General features: G+C 66.3%; 17 protein-coding genes. 11 read left to right on the forward strand and 6 right to left on the reverse strand.

Annotated elements, in window-relative coordinates; all coding sequences use genetic code 11:
• Window positions 1-10 precede the first annotated feature (10 nt).
• The gene (locus tag GFY24_RS37760) at window positions 11-2257 is read right to left on the reverse strand and encodes a tetratricopeptide repeat protein (RefSeq protein WP_153809916.1); all 2247 of its coding nucleotides are present in this window, start codon (window positions 2255-2257) and stop codon (window positions 11-13) included.
• A gap of 249 nt (window positions 2258-2506) precedes the next feature.
• On the opposite strand from GFY24_RS37760, the gene GFY24_RS37765 reads away from it, so the two are divergent.
• A complete protein-coding gene (locus tag GFY24_RS37765) occupies window positions 2507-3358 on the forward strand; it encodes an acyl-CoA thioesterase II (protein WP_153809917.1) in 852 nt (283 codons plus the stop codon).
• A 247-nt stretch (window positions 3359-3605) separates the two neighbouring features.
• Here GFY24_RS37765 and GFY24_RS37770 read toward each other — a convergent pair whose 3' ends face one another.
• The gene (locus GFY24_RS37770; RefSeq protein ID WP_153809918.1) at window positions 3606-3821 is read right to left on the reverse strand and encodes a hypothetical protein; all 216 of its coding nucleotides are present in this window, start codon (window positions 3819-3821) and stop codon (window positions 3606-3608) included.
• A gap of 41 nt (window positions 3822-3862) precedes the next feature.
• Between GFY24_RS37770 and GFY24_RS37775 the strand changes: the two genes are divergently transcribed.
• Entirely contained in the window at window positions 3863-4564 is a 702-nt protein-coding gene (locus GFY24_RS37775; RefSeq protein ID WP_153809919.1) for a hypothetical protein, read from the forward strand.
• Between the two features lie 29 nt (window positions 4565-4593).
• Here the strand turns inward: GFY24_RS37775 and GFY24_RS37780 are convergent, their stop codons facing one another.
• Window positions 4594-6285, reverse strand: coding sequence for an APC family permease (locus tag GFY24_RS37780; protein ID WP_153809933.1), 1692 nt, complete (start codon window positions 6283-6285; stop codon window positions 4594-4596).
• A gap of 250 nt (window positions 6286-6535) precedes the next feature.
• Between GFY24_RS37780 and pdxT the strand changes: the two genes are divergently transcribed.
• Window positions 6536-7159, forward strand: coding sequence for a pyridoxal 5'-phosphate synthase glutaminase subunit PdxT (gene pdxT, locus GFY24_RS37785; protein ID WP_153809934.1), 624 nt, complete (start codon window positions 6536-6538; stop codon window positions 7157-7159).
• A gap of 129 nt (window positions 7160-7288) precedes the next feature.
• The gene (locus GFY24_RS37790) at window positions 7289-8041 is read left to right on the forward strand and encodes a YebC/PmpR family DNA-binding transcriptional regulator (protein WP_153809920.1); all 753 of its coding nucleotides are present in this window, start codon (window positions 7289-7291) and stop codon (window positions 8039-8041) included.
• Between the two features lie 65 nt (window positions 8042-8106).
• On the opposite strand, the gene GFY24_RS37795 is transcribed toward GFY24_RS37790, so the two are convergent.
• Window positions 8107-8841 (reverse strand): tyrosine-protein phosphatase, encoded by a 735-nt coding sequence (locus tag GFY24_RS37795; RefSeq protein WP_153809921.1) that lies wholly within the window; start codon window positions 8839-8841, stop codon window positions 8107-8109.
• A gap of 116 nt (window positions 8842-8957) precedes the next feature.
• Here GFY24_RS37795 and GFY24_RS37800 point away from each other — a divergent pair, with 116 nt between their 5' ends.
• From GFY24_RS37800 to ruvB, 4 genes are all read left to right on the forward strand, one after another.
• Entirely contained in the window at window positions 8958-9467 is a 510-nt protein-coding gene (locus tag GFY24_RS37800; RefSeq protein WP_153809922.1) for an O-acetyl-ADP-ribose deacetylase, read from the forward strand.
• Window positions 9468-9556: 89 nt separating this feature from the next.
• Entirely contained in the window at window positions 9557-10126 is a 570-nt protein-coding gene (gene ruvC, locus GFY24_RS37805; RefSeq protein WP_309231819.1) for a crossover junction endodeoxyribonuclease RuvC, read from the forward strand.
• Entirely contained in the window at window positions 10123-10728 is a 606-nt protein-coding gene (ruvA, locus tag GFY24_RS37810; RefSeq protein ID WP_309231820.1) for a Holliday junction branch migration protein RuvA, read from the forward strand. The genes ruvC and ruvA overlap by 4 nt, the downstream gene beginning before the upstream one ends.
• Before the next feature lie 6 nt (window positions 10729-10734).
• Complete coding sequence (gene ruvB, locus GFY24_RS37815; protein WP_153809923.1) at window positions 10735-11862, forward strand: Holliday junction branch migration DNA helicase RuvB; 1128 nt, start codon at window positions 10735-10737, stop codon at window positions 11860-11862.
• A 165-nt stretch (window positions 11863-12027) separates the two neighbouring features.
• Here ruvB and GFY24_RS37820 read toward each other — a convergent pair whose 3' ends face one another.
• A complete protein-coding gene (locus GFY24_RS37820; protein WP_309231821.1) occupies window positions 12028-13032 on the reverse strand; it encodes an NADP-dependent oxidoreductase in 1005 nt (334 codons plus the stop codon).
• 28 nt (window positions 13033-13060) lie between these two features.
• Here GFY24_RS37820 and GFY24_RS37825 point away from each other — a divergent pair, with 28 nt between their 5' ends.
• Window positions 13061-14035, forward strand: a complete 975-nt coding sequence (locus GFY24_RS37825; protein ID WP_153809924.1) for a GlxA family transcriptional regulator — start codon at window positions 13061-13063, stop codon at window positions 14033-14035.
• A 16-nt stretch (window positions 14036-14051) separates the two neighbouring features.
• On the opposite strand, the gene GFY24_RS37830 is transcribed toward GFY24_RS37825, so the two are convergent.
• Window positions 14052-14753 carry a FadR/GntR family transcriptional regulator gene (locus GFY24_RS37830; protein WP_153809925.1) on the reverse strand — a complete coding sequence of 234 codons (702 nt, stop codon included), beginning with the start codon at window positions 14751-14753 and terminating at the stop codon, window positions 14052-14054.
• 154 nt (window positions 14754-14907) lie between these two features.
• Between GFY24_RS37830 and GFY24_RS37835 the strand changes: the two genes are divergently transcribed.
• Together GFY24_RS37835 and GFY24_RS37840 are read left to right on the forward strand one after the other, a co-directional pair.
• Window positions 14908-16047 (forward strand): acetamidase/formamidase family protein, encoded by a 1140-nt coding sequence (locus GFY24_RS37835; RefSeq protein ID WP_309231822.1) that lies wholly within the window; start codon window positions 14908-14910, stop codon window positions 16045-16047.
• 68 nt (window positions 16048-16115) lie between these two features.
• Complete coding sequence (locus GFY24_RS37840; protein ID WP_309231823.1) at window positions 16116-17282, forward strand: amidase family protein; 1167 nt, start codon at window positions 16116-16118, stop codon at window positions 17280-17282.
• The last annotated feature ends 432 nt before the right edge of the window (window positions 17283-17714 follow it).

Consider the following 17714-nt stretch of genomic DNA (forward strand, 5'->3'; position numbering starts at 1 on the left):
GCGGTACCCCTTACACCCAGCTCACGGGTCGAATGGCATTGGCCTGGTTGACCAGATCGCGGCGGGCGGTGCTGTCATCGGCCAGTCGCGCGAGGGCGCGGTACTGCGACTCGAGCGCCCGCCGCACGGTGGTTTCGGTGAACGAGCAGCCGAGCACCTGCCCGGTGTAGTTACCGCGCGGCTCCTCGGCGAGCAGCCGCAATGCCGCGTCCAGGACGGCGATACTGTTGCGCGCCTTGGCCTCCGGGGCCAGCGGCAGGGTGTCGAGGCGTCGGCCCGCCGCGGTCAGATACCGCGGAGCCCGGAGCCGTGCACCGCCGTGCACCTGGGCTCGCACCGCCGCCAGTTGCGCGGCGAGGTGATGGCTGGAGCCGGCGGGCACGGATTCCGCGGCCGCTGTCGCATCATCGATTCGGTCCTCGTGCAGCCGGGTCCGCGCCAATCCGAAAGCGGCGCTGGGATAGCCATGGTCGGTGCACCACACTTGCTCGTAAAGTCTTGCGGCGGAGGATATGTCGCCGGCAGCTTCGAGCGCGACGGCGAGCGCCAGCTTGGCGGCGTTCTCACCGGGCAGCAGGTAATAAACGAGGTCGAAGTGTTCGCGTGCCGCGGTCGAATCCCGCGCCGCCAGTGCGGCCAGCCCCCGATGCCAGGTGATTCGCCAATCCGCGTCATCGGATTGCTCCAGAACGGTCAAATCCTCCAGTGCGGCAGCGAAATGCCCGATCTCGATGTGCGCCCGGGATCGGGCGAGCAGCACCTCGGGGGAGTCGGCGGCCGAGTCGAGTGCCGCCAGCAGCAGTCGCGGATCCGCGAGGGTGGTGGTCGCGAGCAGACCCGCCGCGGGGTCGGCCGGATCGACCAGCGGCACCGGCAGTGCCGCGGCAATGGCCCCGGGATCCGGAACCGCGGGCCAGTCCGCTGAATCGGTGCCGAATACCGTTCTCTCCCCGCTGAATACGGTTGACAGCGCCGGTCGCGGCGCACCGTCCTGGGCCGCCACCACCTCGCGCAGTACCCCGGTGAGCTGCGCGCTCATCTCGGCGGCGGATCCGAAACGCTCGTCCGGATCGGCGGCGGTCGCGCGGGCCAGCAGTCGCCGAAATGACGGAAATGACTCCAGCAGTGGAACTTCCGTGGCGGCGGGCAGGGTGTACCGGTAGCTGCCACGGTAGTCGAAATTGAAGGTCAGCACCGCCAGCGTGCGCGCCACCGTGAACAGATCGGACTCCACCGACGCGCCATCGGTCTCCAGCTCCGGCGCGCAGTAGCCATCGGTCTTGTACTCGGCACTGATCTCATCGTCCATCCGGCGCACCGCGCCCAGATCGATGAGTTTGAGCTGCTCCTGGGTCTGAATCACATTGTCGGGCTTGAAATCGCAGTACAGCAGACCCAGCGAGTGCAGATGTCCGAGCGCGGGCAGGATCTCCAGCATGTACGCCAGCCCCTGCGCCAGCGGCAGCGGTCGCAGCGCGCCGAGCGCATCGCGCCCGGACCGCAGTTCTTTGAGCGAGGCACCGCCGATGTACTCCATCACGATGTACCCGACCTGCGCGCCGGTGCGCGGATCGGGATGCCGCACGAAGTTGAAGATCTTCACGATATTGGGATGCTCGACACTTGCCAGGAACCGCCGTTCGGCGACGGCCGCCGCCATGGCATCGGCGTCACCACTGTCCAGCAGGCCCTTGAGCACCACCCAGCGGTCGCTCACATTGCGGTCGCGTGCCAGGTATACCCAGCCCAGCCCGCCGTGCGCGAGACAGCCGAGCACTTCGTACTGATCGGCCACCAGGTCGCCGGGTGCCAGTTTGGGCGTGAACGAATATCCGGTTCCGCAATGCCCGCAGAATCCGTCGGCGCGTCCGGGTGCGCCCTCGCGACTTCGCCCGACCGGCTTCGAGCATTTGCTGCAGAACCGATCTCGTTCGGGCACTTGCGGATTCGCCAGCACCGCGGTCGATGGATCCCGGTACGGCACTTCCGGAATCGAGACCAGCCCCGCGCCGAGGTGCCCGCGCCGGGAGCTCGCGGTGTGTGTCGATCGCGAGGATGAGCGGCTCGTCCCGCGGCGACTCTGCCGGACCGAACCGGTGCGGGTCGACCCGCTCGTCACATGGACCGCGGGAACGCTCGGTTGCCCCGCCGCGCTCAGCGCCTCGGGCAGCGGCGCGAGCCCGCACGAATCGCAATACCCGTCCGAGATCGATCCCCGGCAGCCCGGTTGCCCACACGATTGCGTGAGAGTGGTCATAGTCGCGACCGCCGCACGCCGAGCCGAACCAAGGCCGAATCGGCCCCGGCGAATGCCAGCACTGGCCCCCCTGAAAAGCGTGAAAACCGGTGGGGCGCATCCCCATCTGTCCTCATGGTGCCACCGCCACCCGTAAACGGATCGTAAGTATTTCCCGGCCCGCTGTTTCCGGCGTTCGGGCAGGTCGTGCGGCTACCGCCGGTTTCCGATTGTTAGCCTGAGCGCCGACAATCCGGAAGGGAACGGTGCATGGCGACGATCGAAGAGGCCCTCGAAATCGAGCGGCTCGAGCGTGACATCTTCCGTGGCGCGTCGACCGAGACGCAGCTGCCGCGCACGTTCGGCGGTCAGGTGGCCGCGCAGGCGCTGGTGTCCGCGGTGCGCACGGTCGAGCCGGAGTATCAGGTGCATTCGCTGCACGGGTACTTCCTGCGCCCGGGAAATCCCCTGGAACCCACCGTCTACCTGGTGGATCGGATTCGGGAGGGGCGCTCGTTCTGCACTCGCCGGGTCACCGGTGTGCAGAACGGTGAGGCCATATTCACCATGTCGGCGTCCTTCCATATCGGTGACGAGGGTCCGGAGCATCAGGACGAGATGCCGACCGTGCCGCCGCCGGACAATCTGCCGGACGCGGCGACCAGCATGAGCCCGGAACGACTGTGGGCCATGCGCGAATGGGAGCACTGGGATATTCGCACCGTCCCGCAGGAGGAGGTGGATCGGCGCGAGGGTCTGGCCGCCCAGCAGCAGGTATGGTTCCGCTACCGGCATCCGCTGCCGAATGATCCGCTGTTCCATGTCTGCACGCTCGCGTACATGAGCGATATGACGCTGCTCGGGTCGTCGAAGGTGCCGCATCTGGATGAGCCGACCCAGAACGCGTCGCTCGATCACGCCATGTGGTTCCTGCGCCCCTTCCACGCCGATGATTGGCTGCTGTACGACCAGCAGTCTCCGTCCGCGGGCTTCGGTCGTGCCCTGACGGCCGGTCGCATCTGGAATCAGCGGGGCGAACTGGTCGCGATTGTGGTGCAGGAGGGGCTGATTCGCACCTTCCGGGACACGAAGACCGAATCCTTCCCGCCCGGAACGAACTGACGCACACGGCAAAAGGCCCCGGCGACAATGTCGCCGGGGCCATTTCTGCCTGATGGGATTACCGCACTTCAGCGCTGGGCGTTCGCGGTGGTTCCGCGCGCCGGGCGCTCGTGCCGCCACCGTCTGCCCGCAGCGCGCGCAGGTTCGGACGATCAGGTCGATCGGGACTCCGGTGCAATCCGCCGCTATGACGAGTCGACGGTTGGTCAGCATGTGCTGCCGTGGGCAGCACCGGTGCTCGTGGCTGTTACGCATGGTGGTCCTCCCCGGTGGCCGCCGGATGCAGCCGCGTACCGGGCAGCATCATCATGGTGGCCGCGAAGACCAGCGCCTGCGGATAGATCAGGGCCGGACAGGGATTCGCGGTGTGCGCGCTCGGGACGATGAGCGCCATTTCGGCTCCGAGCAGGGCCAGCAGTGTGCAGAGCCTGCTGTTGAGGGTTGCGCCCAGATGGAGTTTCATCAGGCAGTCCAATCGGTTCGGTCGCGGTCGGCGGACGTGCGTTGGCCCCGAAGAACGCCAAGGATCCCGCGTGGCTCGCCGAATGGCACGCCCGGTGGGAGCGGGTGCGCGCCGAGCGGGACGCGTGGCGGCACCGGCCGATCGAGACCGAGCCCGGAATTATGCCCGATTCTGCTGCCCTGCAAGAGGTTCCGCTACTCGAAAGCACCACCACCAGCAATATCTGTGCCACCTGGTACCGCGACAATCCCGAGTTCTACAGTGCGGCAGCTGAAGTCGTACGGAAGGCGCAGCGCGATATTCGAGTCACCTATCTGCGCCGGCATCCGCCGACCATGTTCACCTCACCGGCCTCGGCCGCCTACTTCGCCGCCATTCTCGACTGGGCGCGCGAATGCGATGCGGGTGAGCGGTCCGCGCGGCGGGTGATCGCCGTGCCGCCCACCGGAATCGGACCGGAACCGGCCATGTTGGGCTGGCTGCGCCGGCATCATGACGAGACCGAGGGGCTGCTGAATTACGAGGCGAGCGTCTTCGAATGGGGTGCCACCGCCGACGGCGTGAATATGGCGCTACTCGATGACGATGTCGCGTTCCTGGCGTTCTCGGGCGGAAGTCGGCAGAAGCTCAATGGATTCAGCGTCGCCGACCCCACCTTCGTCGAGTACTTCATTCGGTATTTCGAACAACTCTGGTCGGCCTCGCGACCGTTGGAGGCGTATTTGCGGGACCGCGACGGGTAGTTGTGCGCGGGACCCGCCGCGGTCACCGATCAGGCGGTCTGTACGCGCAGGTGACAGACGACCGTGTCCGGCATTTTGCGCAGGACGCGTTCGAGTTCATCGCTGCGATGGCTGGGTAGTAGGTGATTCCAGCCCGCCGGGGGTTCGACCTCGGCGATGACCACTACCTTGCGCCGACCGGGGAAGCGGTCGCGGACGTAATCGGCAACCGGACCGCCGACGGTCGAATCGCCGTCTTCGAGCAGGACCAAGCGGACGTCCGGATGCCAGGTCTCCCATTCCTTGGTGAAGACGGTGATGTTCTCACCGGGCAGGCAGACGTGCACGGCGTACACATCGCGGCCCAAAGACATTGCGGCGGAAAGGGCTTCGCGGCTGAGTTCGGAGACCTCCGATACCGGCACCACAATCGCGGTTTCGGTTGGGCGCGGGGTTTCCGGGACGCAGCCCGCACCACGGCAGCCGTCGATACGACGGTAGGTCTTGCGGATGCGCTCCATGGCGACCACCAGCAGCGGGAGTACCAGCACGATCAGCCACGCGCCCTCGGTGAACTTCATCGAGGTGGTGACAATGGCGGCCACGAAGGTGAGCAGTGCGCCGAAACCATTGAGGGCTGTCCGCCACCGCCACCCGGCGGCGCGGGTCGCCAGCCAATGCCGCACCATACCGACCTGGGCGATGGTGAAGCCCACGAAAACACCGATGGCGAAAAGTGGGACCAGGGCATTCATATTGCCTTCGGAGGCCAGCAACAGGATCGCCGAGGTGCCGCCCAGCACCAGCACACCGAACCGGTAGACCTGCCGCGGCGAACTCACCGCGAACCGGTGCGGCAGGCAGTTGTCATCGGCCAGAATCTTGGTGAGCGTGGGCAGCCCGCCGTAGGAAGTGTTGGCCGCCAACGCAAGTAGGATCACCGTGGCGAATTGCACTACGTAGTAACCGATTCCGTGCCCGAGCGCGGCCTCGGTCAGCTGGGACAGCACGGTGGTGCCCTCGATCGGATGAATGTCGAACTTCTCGATCAGCGTTGCCAGGCCGAGCAGCATCAAACCCAGTAGCGCGCCGAGCACCACCTCCGCGTGCTGGGCCCTTTTGACCTTGGGCTGGGCGAAGCTCGGCACCGCGTTCGCGATCGCCTCGACACCGGTCAGCGCCGCGCAACCACTGGAGAAAGCCTTGAGCAGCAACAGGATTCCGATGGCATGCGCATCGGTGGCGACGGCCGCGCCGGTGGCCACACTCGCAGGTTCCGCCCGCAGCAGCCCGCCGATGATCACGGCGAAAATACCCGCCACGAACACGACCGTCGGAGCCATGAAGGCCCGCGCGCTCTCCCTGATGCCATACAGATTCAGCACGGTGACGCCCACCAGCACCGCCAGGCAGATCCACACCGTGTAGGGCAGCAGCCCCGGGAACGCGGAGGTCAACGCCGCCACACCGGCGGCGATCGACACCGCCACATTCAGGATGTAATCCACGATCAGCGAAGCCGCGGCAACCAGACTCGTCCGATGCCCGAGCCGCTCCTTCGCGACCGCATACGCCCCACCCCCATTCGGGAACGCGGCGATCACCTGCCGATACGAGGCGATCAACACCGCCAGCAACACCACAATGGCCGCGGTCACCGGCAGCGTGAACCCCAGCCCGGCCGATCCGGCGGCGGCCAGCACCAGCACGATCGCCTCGGGACCATAGGAAACCGAGGCCATGGCATCCAGGGACAGCCCGGCCAACCCGGTCGAAACAGTCAGCCCGTGCCCGGTTTTCCGCGCGCTCGGTCGCGGCCTGCGCAGCCCGGACCCGGGTGGCGGCGCGGCGACTCCGCCACGCGGTCCGGGCGAGGGTTGCGGAAGTAGATCAGTCACCTGCGCGAGTCTCCGCCGAATCGGACTACCGGTCGCTTGTCCTGACGGAACCTTCACACCCTGGGTGAGCAGGGCCACACCAACACCCGAACGTATGCTCGACGGCGTGACTCCGAGGATTGGTGTGCTGGCATTGCAGGGCGACGTGCGCGAGCACGTGCACGCGTTGGCGGCGTGCGGCGCCGAGCCCATCGCGGTGCGCCGCGAATCCGAGCTGGCGGCTGTCGACGGATTGGTGCTGCCCGGTGGCGAATCCACAGCGATCAGCAAACTGCTGGAGGTGTTCGAACTTCTGGAACCGGTGCGGCAGCGACTGCGCGACGGCCTGCCCGCCTACGGTTCCTGCGCGGGCATGATCCTGCTGGCGAACGAGGTGCTCGACACCCGCCCGGATATGCACACCCTCAACGGCATCGATATGACGGTGCGGCGCAATGCCTTCGGCCGTCAGGTCGACTCCTTCGAAACCGATCTCGACTTCGCCGGCCTCGATGACGGCCCGGTGCGCGCGGTCTTCATTCGCGCGCCATGGGTGGAGCGGGCGGGTGCGGGCGTCGAGGTGCTGGCGCGGGTTCCGGCCGGTCCGGCCGCGGGCACGATCGTCGCGGTGCGGCAGGGCAATGTGATGGCAACGTCCTTCCATCCCGAGGTGACCGGCGATCTGCGGGTGCATCGCCTCTTCGTGGAGACCCTGGTCCGCCCCCGCGTCGGAGTCTGAGCCGCCGCCCGAATTCATGTGCTCGCCGCTGTCATGAGCGCGCGCAGTAGACTGGGGCGCTGTCCGTCCGTGGGTACGTAGTGTCGCTTTGGTGAAACTACTCAGCCCCCTGAACCGAGGAAGTAGGGAATGAGCGGCCACTCCAAATGGGCCACCACCAAGCACAAGAAGGCCGGGATCGACGCGAAGCGCGGCAAGCTCTTCGCCAAGTTGATCAAGAACATCGAGGTGGCGGCCCGCACCGGTGGTAGTGACCCGGACGGCAACCCGACCCTGTACGACGCCATTCAAAAGGCGAAGAAGTCGTCGGTGCCGAACGACAATATCGAGCGCGCCCGTAAGCGCGGCGGTGGTGAAGAGGCCGGCGGTGCCGACTGGCAGACCATCATGTACGAGGGTTACGGCCCCAATGGTGTTGCGGTGCTGATCGAATGCCTCACCGACAACCGCAATCGCGCCGCCGGTGAGGTGCGCGTGGCCATGACCCGCAATGGCGGCAATATGGCCGACCCGGGTTCGGTGTCGTACCTGTTCCACCGCAAGGGTCTGGTCACCTTGGAGAAGAACGGTCTCTCCGAGGACGACGTGCTCATGGCTGTTCTCGATGCCGGTGCCGAAGAGGTCAATGACCTCGGCGAAACCTTCGAGATCATCTCCGAGCCCGGTGATCTGATCGCCGTCCGTACGGCGCTGCAGTCGGCCGGTTACGACTACGACTCCGCCGACTCGGGCTTCCAGCCGTCGATGTCGGTCTCGGTTGATGCCGATACCGCCCGCAAGGTCTTCAAACTGGTCGATGCCCTGGAAGACAGTGACGACGTCCAGAACGTCTACACCAATGTGGACATCTCCGATGAGGTCCTGGCCGAACTCGACGACTGATTCGCCGCGTTCAGCAGCTGAGTCGAAGGCCGCCTCCCGAATTCGGGAGGCGGCCTTCGACTTTCCTACGATGCGTCGATCAGCAGCCGATCCTGCAGCCGTTCGATCGTGCGCTGCTCGACCCCGACCTGCTCGGTGATATACCGGTGCACCGATCCGTGTGCGGTGGTGAGATCGTCGATGACCAACCGCATCACCTCGGCGGGCGCCCGCCCATATCCGGGCCAGCGCAGTTCGCGGTTCGGATTGCTCGCATGCCAGTCGGCGACAAACCGCGCGGTCGCGAGTTCGGTCAGCGCGAAGTCGGCGAGAATGTGTTCCTCGGAGACCTCCAGCGCGGTCAGGATCAGCGCGGCGATGAGCCCGGTCCGATCCTTTCCCGAGGTGCAGTGGAACACCGTCGGCCCGTCCTCGTCGGCGACCAGTTCTATGGTCCCGCGAATCTCCTCGACCCCGTCGGTGGTGAGCTCCCCGAATTTGTCGGCAAGATACCGCCAAGGATCGAGTTCGGGATCGATCGCGGCCTGGTCGTAGGGCACGTGCTCAATGCTGAAGTTGGCGTACGCGAACCGCTCTCGCTCCGGAACCGCCCCATTGCGTTCGATCTCCCACGGATACCGCAGATCGATGACCGTCCGAATCCCGAGCTCCTGGAACCGATCCCAATCCCGCCCCCGCAACTTCCCCAGCGAATCGGCCCGATAGAGCCTGCCCCATCCGACGGCCCGTCCGTCCGCCGCCGGATATCCGCCCATGTCCCGAAAGTTGTGCAGCCGCTCGAACTCGATATGCCGTGTCATATTCCAACCCCTCCAACCGATTCGGCACGCCCATCCTGACACCGTGGATGTCTGCGTGCAGGTACTGGCGTGGGCGAAATGCGTTATCGGGGTGCGCGCGGTGGAAGAATCGGGGCATGGTCGAATTGGCCGCGGTTCGCGGCGATATCACCGAGCACCATGTCGATGCCGTGGTGAATGCGGCGAATTCGTCGCTGCTGGGTGGCGGGGGCGTGGACGGTGCCATCCATCGCAAGGGTGGCCCGGAGATTCTGGCGGAGTGCCGGGCCCTGCGGGCCTCGCATTACGGGCGCGGGTTGCAGCCGGGGCAGGCGGTGGCGACCACGGCCGGGCGCTTGCCCGCGCGGTGGGTGATTCATACGGTCGGGCCGGTGTGGTCGGAGACCGAGGATCGTTCCGAGGTGCTCGCGTCGTGCTATCGCGAATCATTGCGGGTGGCAGACGAATTGGGGGCGGAGACGGTCGCATTCCCGGCGATCTCGACGGGAATCTTCCGGTGGCCCATAGCGGATGGTGCTCGGATCGCGGTCGAGACGGTGCGCGGCACCGAGACTCGGGTGTGGCAGGTGCGGTTCATTCTGTTCGCTGATGAGGCATACCAGGCGTTTCGGGCTCGGATCGGGTGAGGCGGCCGGCCTCGTGTCGGTGGGCGGGGAATCCCTGTCGGTCCGTTAGACTCTCGAACAGTTGTTCGTCTGCGGTGAGAGGGGTTGTCGTGCGGGTGATGGGCGTCGACCCCGGGCTCACCCGGTGCGGGCTCAGCATGGTCGAGGGCGGGATCGGGCGCACGGTGACGGCCCTGGCCGTCGATGTGGTGCGCACCCCGCCCGATATGGATCTCGCACAACGGCTTATGTGTGTCGCGGATGCGGCCGAGCAGTGGATGGACAAATACCTACCCGAAGCGGTTGCGGTGGAACGGGTTTTCTCGCAGCACAATGTGCGCACGGCCATGGCCACCGCACAGGCGGGTGGGGTGATCGCGCTCGCGGCGGCGCGGCGGGGGATACCCGTGCACTTCCATACACCCAGTCAGGTGAAGGCGGCGGTCACCGGAAACGGTTCCGCGGACAAGGCGCAAGTGACGGCCATGGTGACCCGTATCCTCGGGCTGGCGGTCGCGCCGAAACCCGCGGACGCCGCCGACGCGCTGGCATTGGCCATCTGTCATTGCTGGCGCGCGCCGATGATCGACCGCATGGCCAAGGCCGAGGCCATGGCGGCGGCGCAGCGGCGCAGGTACGAGGAGAAGCTTGCCCAGCAACGAAAGGCGGTGTCCGGGTGATCGCGTCGGTACGCGGTGAGGTGCTCGAGATCGGGCTCGACCATGTGGTCCTGGAGGCCGCGGGAGTCGGGTATCGACTCAATGCGACTCCCGCCACGCTAGCCACGCTCACCACCGGTGCGGATGCGCGGCTCTATACGACCATGATCGTGCGCGAAGACTCCATGACGCTGTTCGGGTTCTCCGACACCGAATCTCGTGAACTCTTCGGACTGCTGCTCACCGTCTCCGGTGTCGGCCCCAAGATCGCCATGGCGGTGCTCGCGGTGCTCGAACCCGAGGCCCTGCGCAAGGCTCTGGCCGAGAGCAATGTGGCGGCGCTGACCCGCGTGCCCGGTATCGGTAAGCGCGGCGCGGAGCGCATGGTGGTCGAACTCCGCGACAAGGTGGATCTCGTTCCCGTGCAATCGGGTCCGCCCGGATCCGCTCTCGCGGCCGTGGCGACACCGGTGCGCGAACAGGTGGTGGAGGCGCTCATCGGCCTCGGCTTCCCGGTCAAACAGGCCGAACCCGCCGTCGAGGCCGTGCTCGTGCACGATCCGGACCTGGGCACCTCGCAGGCATTGCGGGCCGCGCTGGGGCTGCTGGGCAAGAACCGGTAGACGCATATGATCGACGACGAATCCGACTTCGCTCCCGAACCGGAGTTCGGCCCAGACACCGACTTCGACTCCGCCGAATCAGCGGTCAGCGCAGGCTATCTCGCCTCCGACGGTGAGATCGAGGCCAGCCTCCGCCCGAAATCCCTGGACGATTTCATCGGCCAGCCGCGCGTGCGCGAACAGTTGGCGCTGGTGCTGCGCGGTGCGAAACAGCGTGGCGGCACACCCGATCACGTACTGCTGTCCGGTCCGCCCGGTCTGGGCAAGACCAGTATGGCCATGATCATTGCCGGTGAACTCGGCACCGCGCTGCGCCTCACCTCCGGTCCGGCGCTGGAACGCGCCGGGGATCTGGCCGCCATGCTCAGCAATCTCGTCGAGGGCGATGTGCTGTTCATCGACGAAATCCACCGTATGGCAAGGCCGGCCGAGGAAATGCTCTACCTCGCCATGGAGGACTTCCGGGTCGATGTGGTGGTGGGCAAGGGTCCGGGTGCGACCTCCATCCCCTTGGATATCGCACCTTTCACGCTGGTCGGCGCGACCACCCGCTCGGGTGCGCTCACCGGCCCGCTGCGCGACCGCTTCGGTTTCACCGGGCATATGGATTTCTATGAACCCGATGAGCTGCAACGGATTCTGATCCGCTCGGCCCGGATTCTCGGCGTCCAGATGGAGGAGGACGCGGCCGCCGAAATCGCCGGCCGTTCCCGTGGCACGCCGCGTATCGCCAATCGCCTGCTGCGCCGGGTTCGCGACTATGCCGAGGTGAAGGCCGACGGCATTGTCACCCGCGCAATCGCGAATGCCGGCCTCGCGGTCTACGACGTGGACGTGCTTGGCCTGGACCGCCTCGACCGTGCGGTGCTGGCCGCGCTGATCCGCAGCTTCAATGGCGGCCCGGTGGGTGTCTCCACACTTGCCGTGGCGGTCGGCGAGGAGTCGGCGACCGTGGAAGAGGTCTGCGAACCCTTTCTCGTGCGTGCGGGATTGATCGCTCGCACGCCCCGAGGTCGAGTCGCGACCGCCGCCGCCTGGGAGCACCTGGGTCTGGTTCCGCCGCCCGATCTGGTCTTCGGTTCGATCGAAGTCCGTGCCCTGGAACAACATCCGGGCCTGTTCGACTCGCTGTAGCTTCGAAACGACGAACACCCCCGTGCGGGCAATCGCTCGCACGGGGGTGCTTCTCCCGCAACCTCTTCCCTGGTTATCGGGGTTCGGGGAAGCGTCGTCCGGTCGGTGGGAGGGTTAGCCGGGCTGAACCCGCAGCCGGTCCTACGGACCAGTGCCGCATTCGGTTCAATCGACGGTGAGAACGAGTTTTCCTGCGGTGCGCCCGGTTTCGCCGAGGGCGTGCGCCTTGGCCGCATCGGCGAGCGGGAATACGCCCGCGATGGTGGGACGCAGCGCTCCGGATTCGGCGAGTTCGGCCAGGGCGGTCATACCCGCATGATCGGCCTCTACCAGAATCAGGACGGCGCGCACACCTCGCTCGGCGGCGGCCGAGACGAGGATCTCGGCTCCGAGAGCGCGCAGCGAGACGAGAATTCCATTGGGGCGCAGCGAGTTCATGGACTCGATGGCATGGTCGGCATCGATCGGGTCGATGATGACATCCACGTCGCGGACCGTCTCGTGTACATCGGTGGTGTGGTAGTCGATCACCTCGTCCGCACCCAGACTGCGCAGGAAGTCGTGATTGACCGAACTCGCGGTGCCGATCACGTACGCGCCCAAGGATTTCGCGATCTGCACGGCGAAGTGCCCGACTCCGCCCGCCGCAGCGTGGATCAGAACCCGTTGTCCGGGTTGCACATCGGCGGCATCGACCAGGGACTGCCAGGCGGTGAGCGCGGCCAAGGGGATGGCGGCGGCCTGAATGTGATTGAGATTGCCGGGTTTCCGGGCGAACGCGCGGGTCGGCCCGGTGACGTATTCGGCCGCAGCGCCGTGCCCGTGCGGGTAGGGGAGCATGCCGAAGACCTCGTCACCGGGCTGGAAGAGGGTGACGCCGACACCGACGGCGACCACCTCGCCGGAGACATCCCAGCCGAGTACGAACGGTGGCTCGGGCAGGAACAGTCCGGGTCGACGGCGGTGACCCCAGTCGGTGGGGTTGAGGGCGGCGGCGTGCACGCGCACCAGGATCTCGCTCGGGCCCGGCTGCGGCACCGGGCGCTGGACCTCGGTAAGCACCTCGGGGCCGCCGAGCACGTTCTGGCTGATGGCGCGCATGGTCGTGGGGATGTCCTTCTCGCTCATGACACCGAGTTTGCCGTCGATCACCGCCCTGGAAAATGGCATGATCGCCATTATTCGATAGGATCATGCCATGCAGATCGAGGCAATCCGGCCGCATCGGGTGGTCGTACTGGCCCTGGATGGGGTGTATCCATTCGAACTGGGCATCCCGAACCGGGTGTTCGGTACGGCGGATGGGCGCTACGAGGTGCTCACCTGCTCGGTCGATGGCCGGCCGGTCCGCAGCAACTCCGATTTCCACATTGCCGTCGAGAACGACGCGAGTCTGCTGGCGACGGCGGAAACCGTGGTCATCGCGCCCTGTGATGTTCTCGGCATCCTGAATGACGGCCTGCCACACCAGGTTTCGGAGGCGCTCGCACGGATGAAGCCGAACGCGCGGCTCGTCTCCATCTGCACCGGAGCGATAGTCGTGGCCGCCGCCGGACTCCTGGACGATCGCCCCGCCACCACGCACTGGAACTTCACCGACCGCTTCCAGCGGCTCTTCCCGCGCATCCGGGTGGACCCGAATGTGCTCTATGTGGACGACGGCGACATCCTCACCTCGGCGGGCGCGAGCGCCGGAGTCGACCTGTGCCTGCACCTGATTCGCCGCGATCACGGCAGCGAGGTCGCCAATATGGTCGCGCGCCGCTGCGTTGTCCCGCCCTGGCGCGAAGGCGGCCAGGCCCAATTCATCGAACAGCCCGTACCCCCGCCTGCCGCCGCGGGCACCGCCGATGCTCGCCAATGGGCCTTGGAGAATCTGCACACTCCGCTCACCATGGCCGATCTCGCCGGGCGCGCCCGCATGTCCGGCCGCACCTTCGCCCGCCGCTTCCGTGACGAGGTGGGTGTCAGTCCCGGCCGCTGGCTCATCCAACAGCGTGTGTTCCGCGCCCGCGAACTCTTGGAAACCACCGAACTCTCGGTCGATCGCATTGCCGCCGAGGTCGGTTTCGCCACCGGCACCTCACTGCGCCAGCACCTGCACGAGGCCATCGGCGTGGCGCCGCTCGCCTACCGCCGCACCTTCCGCGCACTCGTCAACGCCGAATCCTGAACCACGCCAAGGTCTCTCATCTGCGACCGGAGCGGAGGCTGAGCTCTCGAACCTCGCGCAGGTGCTGTTCCATGGCGAGGGCCGCGCCCGCGCCGTCGTGCTGGGCGACGGCGTCGTAGATCAGCTGATGGCCCTGGAGCGAGACGCGGCGGCCCACCTTGGTGCGGTGCGAGAGCGCGCGGGTGCGCCTCGTCCACTCGGTCGTCATGGTGCACAGTGTCACCAGCAGTGGATTCTGGGCGGCATGGGCGAGCAGTGCGTGGAATTCGATATCGAGGCGCAAAGACTCGTCGGCGGAGAGGGTTTCGTTGCAGCGCATGAGCACGCTCTCCATGGACAGCAGATTGGACTCTACCGCGCGCAGTGCCGCCAGGTGGGCTATGCGCGGCTCCACCAGATCGCGTAATTCGCCGGCGTGCCCGAGTTCGGTCTCCGCGTCTCCCAGACCGCCCGCCAATTCCATTGCTGCCCTCGGCATCTCGGTGACGGTGCTGCCACGCCCCTGCTTGCGTTCGATGAGTTTCTTGGACTCGAGTTCGAACATGGCCTGTCGCAGGGACGACCGGGAGATGTTCATATTCGCGGCGAGTTCGCGTTCGGGTGGCAGCCGATCACCGGCGCGCAGTTCGCCACTGATGATCAGGCCCTCCAGGTGCGCCGCTACCTCCGCGCTGACACTGCGGGCGCGGCGGCTCAGCGGTGGTATCGAAGCCGTCATCGACTCAACTCTAAATCGCTTCGTATGCAGGCTATTTCGCGCGCGTAAAGCGCTCGTAACGTTAGGTTTCGAACACTGTTTCCGGCCGTTCGCCTGTCCTATGGTCGGCACATCGGATGGTCCGACCAATTGGGTCGGGTAGGGAAGGTGTGACGTGACGTCGATCGTGCAGGGGTTCGTTCCCGCGTTTGGGGTGCTGCAGCAGGGCGAGGGGATCGGCGGCGAACGCTACCTTCCGGCCGAACCGTCCAAGGTGCTGTGGGGGCGGATTCCCTGTGCGGGCGACACTTCGATCGCCACCATCGATCCCGGGCAGACGGTGCTGATCGACACCATCAGCCATGAGGGGATGCTGGAGGATCAGGGCTCGGATCCGGTCGCCTATTTCGGGCGGCACGGTGTGGAGCGGGACCATATCCTCTCCGACACAATCGAAGTCACCGCATCCCGTAAGCGTGACTCGCTCGCCGGACCGCATATCGTCACCGGTCCGATTGCCGTAACCGGTGCGCGCCCAGGCGATCTGCTCGCGATTCGGATCGACGATCTGACCATGCGCGCGCCCTACGGAGTGGTCTCCACCCGTCACAATCGCGGCGTCCTGGCGCATAAACTCGGCTTCGACGGGGATTACGGTCAGTTCTGTAGCGTCGCCGCCCGCGACGGAGAATGGTTCGGCACCATGCCGATTCACCCCGATCGCCCGCACACGGCCGAGTTCCCGCTGAACCCGTTCCTGGGTCTGATCGGCGTGGCCACCGAGACCGACTCGCACCTGTCCTCGGTGCCGCCGGGCCAGCACGGCGGCAATATCGATATTCGCCGCCTCACGCCCGGTGCGACACTCTTTCTCCCCGTGCAGGTTCCGGACGCGCTCTTCTATATCGGCGACCCGCACTTCGCCCAGGGCAATGGTGAAGTCGCGCTCACGGCCCTCGAAGCACCGCTGCGCGCCCGCCTCACCGTCGATGTGATTCCCGCCGAGGAGGTCAAAGCGGGTCTGGGCCGGCCCATCGGCCCCTTCGCCGCCGCCCACGGTTTCGTCATTCCCACGGGCCTGGACCCGGACCTGAACCGGGCATTGGAAGCCTGCGTCCGCAACGCCATAGAAATGGTGGTCGCCCTCTTCGACGCTGACCCCCGGCAGGCATACCTGTACCTGAGCGCCGCAACGGATTTCAATATCTCCCAGGCGGTGGATCAGGTCCGTGGCGTGCATGGCGAAATCCGTGTCGCCGATTTCGCCCACCACGCCACCACCGCTCTGGCCCGGCGCATTCTGGAGCGCGCGTAGTGAGTAGGACGACCGCTCACTCCGCTGCGGAGCGCTCGGCGCGGGGGAGCGGTGACGGCGTATGGCGAGTGACTGGCACGCCATTGGTGGCCGCCACCGCACCGGGTCCGCTGACCGGTCACACCGTGGCGGTCAAAGACCTTTACGCCGTAGCGGGATTCGCGATAGGCGGTGGCGTGCGGGACTATCTCGGTGACCCCGAGCCCGAGCATGCCGCCGTCGTCGCGGCCATGCTGGCGGCCGGTGCCGAAGTCTCCGGCATCGCCCACACCGACGAATTCGCCTACAGCATTACCGGTTCCAATGGCAGCTACGGCATGCCCGTGAATCCCGCTGCCCCACGGAGAATCCCGGGCGGCTCCTCCAGCGGCTCAGCGGTCGCGGTAGCCCGCGGCGAGGTCACCATCGGCCTGGGCACCGACACTGCAGGTTCGATCCGAGTCCCCGCCGCATATCAGGGCCTATGGGGCATCCGAACCACGCATGGCCGCATCCCCACCCGGGGCCTGCTGCCACTGGCCCAATCCTTCGACACCGTCGGCTGGATTACCAGAGATGCGGAAACCCTTGCCGCAGTGGCAGATTGCCTGCTACCTCGCGGCGCGCACTCGGCGTCGGGCCTGGCTGCCGCCGAGGTTGCCGCGCGTGGCGATAGCGCCCCGACGCAACTCGTCTTCGACAGAGCGATCTGTGATGTCGCAGACCCACCGCTCGCCGCCGCGGCGATATCCCTGGCGGAGACCTTGGGAGCGGAGGAACTCAGGCTGGACGCGGACCTCGAAACATGGTTCACCGCCTTCCGTACCGTCCAGGCGTACGAAGCCTGGACCAACCACGGCTCATGGATCACCGACCACCCGAATTCGCTGACTCCCGAAGTGGCGCAACGCTTCAGCTACGCCGCGACCATCACTCCGGCGGCCGTCGACCGGTCCCGCCGAACCCTCATCGTTGCCACCGACCATCTTCGTGCGGCGCTCTCCGGCCGAGCGCTCATGCTCCCCACCACCGCAACACATCCTCCCGAACGCACTACCCACCCCACCGAACTGGAAGCGGGCCGCATCCGCACCCTGCGCCTGACGTGCCTGGCGTCCCTGGCCGGACTCCCGGCGGTCACCATGCCACCCGACCCCATCGACGGCCTTCCTATCGGCTGGTGCCTGATTGGTTCGCCCGATTCCGATCAGGCACTGATCCGTTTGGCTCACCGGATTGCCGTTGCTCTGAGCTGAGGGATGGGGATTGCTTTGTGTCGGTCGGGAATGGTCCCGGGGCCTTCGTAGCCGAATGCCCTGTGGGGCATTACGTTCCAGCGGGGTTCGGAGGAGGGCCAAGATTTTTCGGTGTGGGAACCTTGGGTGCCGTACCCGGCTTTCGCTCCCCCCTTGGGTGCCGTCATCTCACGTACCAGCCTGGCTGGCAGGCTGTGGTTCCGTTCAGAGACAAAACATAAAAGAACAAGAAAATACGGGAACTCTACGGTCGGTAGACGCGTGAGGACAAAGGGCGTGAACTGAATGGTCTGATATTCTGAATAACTTTATATCACAACACATTTGGGGTTCTTCGGGGGCTATTTCGGCGGTAGAATTAGGCTATGAATCAGGGGAGGGAAACCGTAATCGCAGCCGGTGCTTCGGCACTGGGCGATGCGGCTGACACTC

It is taken from the genome of Nocardia sp. SYP-A9097, assembly GCF_009649815.1.
Taxonomy (GTDB): domain Bacteria; phylum Actinomycetota; class Actinomycetes; order Mycobacteriales; family Mycobacteriaceae; genus Nocardia.